This is a genomic window from Mycobacterium sp., assembly GCF_032162105.1.
Classification (GTDB): Bacteria; Actinomycetota; Actinomycetes; order Mycobacteriales; family Mycobacteriaceae; genus Mycobacterium.
In genome coordinates this window covers 1-5,891 of record NZ_JAVRPS010000686.1, presented here as the reverse complement: position 1 = coordinate 5,891, position 5,891 = coordinate 1, and the positions used below count along the sequence as shown (strand labels likewise).

The following is a 5,891-nucleotide window of genomic DNA, read 5'->3' as shown; positions in this document are numbered from 1 at the left end:
AGGTCGACGTAGGACTTTCCGTCGGCGTCGGTCACCACCGCGCCGACGCCACTGACCAGTGCGACCGGCGGCGTGCCGTAGTTGTCCATCATCACCGCCCGCCAACGCTCCTGCAGGGCTTCGGTGTTGGTCACTTCTTCACCACCTTCGTGCCGGAACCATCATCGGTGAACAACTCGACGAGGACGCAGTGTTCGACGCGGCCGTCGATGACGTGTGCGCTGGGCACGCCGCCGGCCACCGCGCGCAGGCAGGCCTCGATCTTGGGCACCATGCCCGACTCGAGTGTCGGCAGCAGCTGGGTGAGTGTGGCGGCGTCGATCTCGCTGACCAGCGAACCCCGGTCCGGCCAGCGGGTGTAGAGGCCTTCGACGTCGGTGAGCATCAACAGCTTGTCGGCCGCCAGCGCCTCGGCCAGGGCCGCGGCCGCGGTGTCGGCGTTGATGTTGTGCACCACCCCGGCGGCGTCGGGCGCGATCGTCGAAACCACCGGAATACGGCCTGCGGCAATGAGATCGAGCACCGCGGCGGTGTTCACCCGTTCGACGTCGCCGACCAGGCCGATGTCGGTCGCGACGCCATCGACGGCGACAGTGCGCCGGATCGCGGTGAACAGCTGCGCGTCCTCTCCCGTGATGCCGACGGCGTACGGGCCGTGCGCGTTGATCAGGCCGACGAGTTCCCTGCCGACCTGACCGAACAGCACCATCCGGGCGACGTCGAGGACCTCGGGTGTGGTGACCCGGAATCCGCCCTTGAAATCACCTGCGATGCCGAGCCTCTTGAGCATGGCGCTGACCTGCGGGCCGCCGCCGTGCACGACGACGGGGTGGATCCCGCAGTTGCGCAGGAACACCATGTCGGCGGCGAACGCGGCCTTGAGCACATCGTCGGTCATCGCGTTGCCGCCGTACTTGACCACGACGATCTTGCCGTGCAGCGCCTTGAGCCACGGCAGCGCCTCGGCGAGGACCTGGGCGGCGGTCACATGCTCTTCGCGCAAGCGCTCATCGGTCACGAGGAGTACGCCGAGTTCTCTTCGACGTAGGCGTGCGAAAGGTCCGTGGTGCGGATGGTCGCCTCGCCGGAACCAACGCCGAGGTCGACGACGACGGACACTTCGTCACCAGACAGGTCGACGTCGCGCGCACCCGGCACGCCCACTCCGTCGATGCAGACCGGAGATCCGTTGAACGCCACGCTGATCCGGTCCGGCTCCATCTCGACGGGCGCCATACCCACCGCGGCCAGCACCCGGCCCCAGTTGGCGTCCGAACCGAACAGGGCGGTCTTGACCAGGCTGTCACGGGCGATGACGCGTGCGGCGACGACGGCGTCGTCCTCGCTGGCGGCGCCGGTCACGGTGACCGCGATCCGCTTGGTGACCCCTTCGGCGTCGGCCTGCAGTTGCGCGCACAGGTCGTTGCACACCGCGAGCAAGGCAGCGTCCAGCTCGTCCTGGCTGGGTGCGACCGCGCTGGCCCCCGACGCCAGCAGGAGCACGGTGTCGTTGGTGGAGCAGCTGCCGTCGATGTCGAGTCGGTCGAAGGTGCGTGCGGTGGCGTTGCGCAGGGCGTGGTCGAGCGCGTCGGCGTCGGCGACCGCGTCGGTGGTGATGACGCACAGCATGGTGGCCAGCGAGGGGGCCAGCATGCCAGCGCCCTTCGTCATGCCGCCCACGGTCCAGTTCTCGCCGTGGTGCAATGCGACCTGCTTGGGCACCGTGTCGGTGGTCATGATGGCCTGCGCGGCCTCCGCTCCACCGGTCAGCCCGCCGGCCATCTCGTGGACGATGTCCGTGACGCCGGCCAGCACCTTGTCCATCGGCAGCCGGTCGCCGATCAGTCCCGTCGAGCAGACGGCGACCTCGATGGCACCGGTCTCGCTTCCCCAGTCCGACAGCGCGGCGGCGACGGCCTCGGCGGTCTGGTGGGTGTCCTGGAACCCGCCGGGCCCGGTGCAGGCGTTGGCTCCCCCGGAGTTGAGGATGACCGCGCGCAGGTGCCGGGTGGTCATCACCTGTTGGGTCCACAGCACCGGCGCGGCCTTGACCTTGTTGCGGGTGAAAACGGCGGCGGCGGCGTAGTCGGGACCTTCGTTGAAGACGAGGGCGAGGTCGGGTGCGCCGGATGCCTTGATGCCTGCCGAGATTCCGGTGGCGCGGAAGCCCGCGGGTGCGGTGACCCCCTGCGTGCGTACCAATTTCGCGGTATCGGTTCCTTGTGTCACGGCGCCACCCCCACGATCGAAAGTCCTTCCGTTTCAGCCCAGCCCAGCGCGAGGTTCATCGACTGGACCGCCGCGCCACCGGTGCCCTTGACCAAGTTGTCGATGGCGCACACCGCCACCAGCACGCCGGCGTCGGCGTCGACCGCGACCGCGATCTGCGCGGCATTGCTGCCGATCACCGCACCCGTCGTGGGCAGTTGCCCCTCCGGCAGCAGGTACACGAACGGCTCGTCGCCGTAGAACTTCTCGTAGGCGGCGCGGATCTCGGACAGCGACGCTTCCGTTCTGGCGGTGCAGGTCGCCAGAATCCCGCGCGAGGTGGGGATCAACACCGGGGTGAACGACACGGTGACGTCCTTGTCGGTGACCGTGCGCAGGCCCTGCACGATCTCGGGCGTGTGCCGATGCGCTCCGCCGATGTTGTAGGCCCGTGCCGATCCGATCACCTCGGAGCCGAGCAGGTCGACCTTGGCGGCACGTCCCGCGCCCGACGTGCCGCTCACGGCGACGACGGTGACGGCGGGCTCGACCAGGTCCTCGGCCACCGCGGGCAGCAGGGCAAGCACAGCGGCCGTCGGGTAGCAGCCCGGCACGGCGATGCGCTTGGTTGCCCGTAGCGTCTCGCGGCCGCCGGGTAGCTCAGGCAGGCCGTAGGGCCAGCTGCCTGCATGCGCCGAGCCGTAGAACCGCTCCCACGCGCCCGGATCGGTGAGCCGGAAGTCGGCCCCACAGTCGACGATGAGCGTGTCGGGTCCGAGTTGATCGGCCAGTGCGGCGGAGTGACCGTGCGGCAGGGCCAGGAACACGACGTCGTGACCGGCCAGCACCTCCGGGTCGGTTGCCTCCAGCACGCGATTGGCCAGCGGTAACAGGTGCGGGTGGTGCTCGGTGAGGGCGGTACCCGCACTTGCCGCAGCGGTCAGCGCACCGATGGTCAGACGCCCGTCGGCATACGCAGGGTGGCCGAGCAATATCCTGAGGATCTCGCCGCCGGCGTACCCGCTGGCACCGGCGACCGCCACTGAAGTCACGTCGACGATTCTGCATGGTTATGCAACCAGGTGCAAATTCATTATTTGCGCTGCGTGGCCCCCACCCGGTCGGCCGCCACAGCGACTGCGGCGTCGCGCGCCGCGCTCGCCTCGTCCTCGGTGAGCGTCCGGTCGGGCGCCCTGAACCGCAGCGCCAGCGTCAGGGACTTGCGGCCCTCGCCGATCTGCGGGCCGACGTACACGTCGAACAGGCGGACGTCCTCGAGCAGTTCGCCTGCACCGTCGCGGACGGCGTCGACGACGGCCTGCGCGGCGACGTCGTCGGCCACGATCAGGCTGACGTCCTGGAACACCGCAGGGAACGGGGACACCGCGGGCAAGGGCAGCCGTTCGACCAGCGGCACCGCATCGAGGTCGAGTTCCACCGCACACGTGCCCTTCGGCAGGCCGGTCCGCTCGATCACCGCAGGGTGCAACGGGCCGGCGTGCCCGACGACGATGCCGGTCTCGGAATCACCGAGGTGCACCTCGGCGCAGCGACCCGGATGCCACGGCAAAAGCTGGGTGGCGCGCAGGGTGAACTCGACGTTGCAGGCCCGGCCGATGATGCGGACCGCCTCGAACGCGTCGGACGCCTCGACCGGCCGCCCCGGTCCCCACGGGCCTGCGGGTTCGCGCAGGCCGGTCAGCACCGCGGCGACGTGCACCGGTTGCCGCGGCAAGGAGTCGTCGATGGCGACGATCTCGTCGTCGGTGGGCCGCCGGTCGACCGGGATCGGCTGGAGCGGTCGCGTCCGCGGCGTCGCCTCGGCGACCTGCTCGATGGCGAACAGCGCCACGTCGGGCGTTCCCCGCGAGACGTTGCGCGCCACCGCCTCCAACATGCCCGGCAGCAGTGTCGTCGCCAGATGCGGCCGGTCGGACTCCAACGGATTGAGCACGGACATGGTGGCCCGACGCGGATCGTCGGCGGCCAGGCCCCACTGGTCGAACACGCCCGCAGGTAAGAACGGCGTCGGCAGGATCTCGACATAACCGTTGAGTGCCAAAGATTTTCCGATGGCACGGCGACGCTTCTGGATCGGGCTGAGGCCGCGCCCCGCAGGCGCCTGCGGCAACACGGAGGGGATGATCTCGAGGCCCTCCAGCCGCAGCACTTCCTCGACGAGGTCGGCGGGCTGGCGCAAGTCGGGCCGCCAGCTCGGCGGCGTTGCCGTCACCCGATCGCCGTCGACGACCACCTCGGCGCCGACCTGGGTCAGTCGCTTCTGCGTGGTACCAGTCGGATACTCGACACCCGCAGTTCGGTCTGGCAAGTCGATCGGCATGCTGACCGGCGGCAGCGACCAGTCGTCCCGTGGCGGGTCGCCGCGCCAGTCGGTCAACGTGCGCTCGACGGTTCCGCCCGCGATCTCGGCCAGCAGCGCGGCGGAACGATCAAGCGCCGCAGCCGAGATCGCCGGATCGACGGTGCGTTCGTAGCGACGGCCCGCCTCGCTAACCAGGCGCAGGCGACGCTGCGTGCGCGACACCGCCGCGGGATCCCACACCGCCGCCTCGAGCAGCACATCGGTGGTGCTGGCCCGGACTTCGGTGGTGCCCGCGCCCATCACGCCGCCGATGGCCGCCGTCGCAACGTCGTCGACGATCAGGACGTCACCCGGATCGAGGCGGCGCTCGACGTCGTCGAGAGTGACCACCGTCTCCCCCGGCTTCGCGAACCGGACGTCGAAGCCGCCGGTGATGAGGCTGCGGTCGTGGGCGTGCAACGGATGACCGATCTCGAGCATCACGTAGTTGGTGACGTCGACCGCCGGTGAGATGGAACGGATTCCGCTGAGCAGCAGCCTGCGCTGCATCCACCACGGCGACACTGCGGTCGGGTCGATGCCCGTCACGGGACGCAGGCCGAACCGCAGGACGCCGGTCCCGGGCTGGACGGTCAACGGCCAGGCCTCGCCATCGGCGGGCAGTGGCGCGACGTCGGCGGGATCGACGAAGTCGAGGTCGTAGGCGCAGGCGATCTCGCGCGCCATCCCCCGGATCGACAGGCAGTACCCGCGATCCGGGGTGATCGCCAAGTGGAACACCACGTCGTCGAGACCGAGCAGCTCGACCGCATCGGCGCCTGGTTCCGCAGTGCCCGGCGGCAGCACGATGATGCCGGACTGGTCGACGCCGAGGTTGAGTTCGGCCGCCGAGCAGATCATCCCGTCCGAGACGTGGCCGTAGGTCTTGCGGGTGGCGATGGCGAAGTCGCCGGGCAACGTCGTGCCGGGCAGTGCGACCACGACGAGGTCACCCTCGTTGAAGTTCGTTGCCCCGCAGACGATGTCGCGCGGGGCGCCATCGACGTTGCGGGAGCCGACGTCGACCTTGCAGGCCCGGATCGGCTTCTTGAACTCGGTGAGCTCCTCGATCTGAACGACCTTGCCGACCGTCAGCGGACCGGTCACCGGGCCGACCGGGATGATCTCCTCGACCTCGTGCCCGATGCTGATCAGCGTCCGTTCGAGTTCGTCAGCGGACACGTCCCAACCCGGTGCACCGGCTCGGACGACGTCACGGAGCCAGCTGTAGGGAACGCGCATCAGGCTCCGACCCCGAACGGCAGGGAGAAGCGCACGTCGCCCTCGACCATGTCGCGCATGTCGGGAATGCCGTTGCGGA

At 69.6% G+C, this 5,891-nt stretch carries 4 protein-coding genes and 1 pseudogene; all 5 read right to left on the bottom strand.

Annotation, left to right across the window (positions count from 1 at the left end; all coding sequences use genetic code 11):
• A pseudogene (locus QOC69_RS34660) lies at nt 1-134 on the bottom strand (acetylornithine transaminase); the annotation flags it as partial.
• A complete protein-coding gene (gene argB, locus QOC69_RS34655; protein WP_526447131.1) occupies nt 131-1,003 on the bottom strand; it encodes an acetylglutamate kinase in 873 nt (290 codons plus the stop codon). The pseudogene QOC69_RS34660 and the gene argB, both read right to left, overlap by 4 nt.
• A gap of 11 nt (nt 1,004-1,014) precedes the next feature.
• Nucleotides 1,015-2,229 (bottom strand): bifunctional glutamate N-acetyltransferase/amino-acid acetyltransferase ArgJ, encoded by a 1,215-nt coding sequence (gene argJ / locus QOC69_RS34650; protein ID WP_526447127.1) that lies wholly within the window; start codon nt 2,227-2,229, stop codon nt 1,015-1,017.
• Nucleotides 2,226-3,269 carry an N-acetyl-gamma-glutamyl-phosphate reductase gene (gene argC, locus QOC69_RS34645; RefSeq protein ID WP_526447129.1) on the bottom strand — a complete coding sequence of 348 codons (1,044 nt, stop codon included), beginning with the start codon at nt 3,267-3,269 and terminating at the stop codon, nt 2,226-2,228. Before argC ends, argJ begins: the two co-directional genes overlap by 4 nt.
• A gap of 32 nt (nt 3,270-3,301) precedes the next feature.
• Complete coding sequence (gene pheT / locus QOC69_RS34640; RefSeq protein WP_526447125.1) at nt 3,302-5,812, bottom strand: phenylalanine--tRNA ligase subunit beta; 2,511 nt, start codon at nt 5,810-5,812, stop codon at nt 3,302-3,304.
• Nucleotides 5,813-5,891: the final 79 nt, after the last annotated feature.

Coding starts and splice junctions, on each gene's coding strand:
- pheT (WP_526447125.1), bottom strand. CDS start 5,812: ATGCGCGTTCCCTACAGCTGGCTCCGTGACGTCGTCCGAGCCGGTGCA.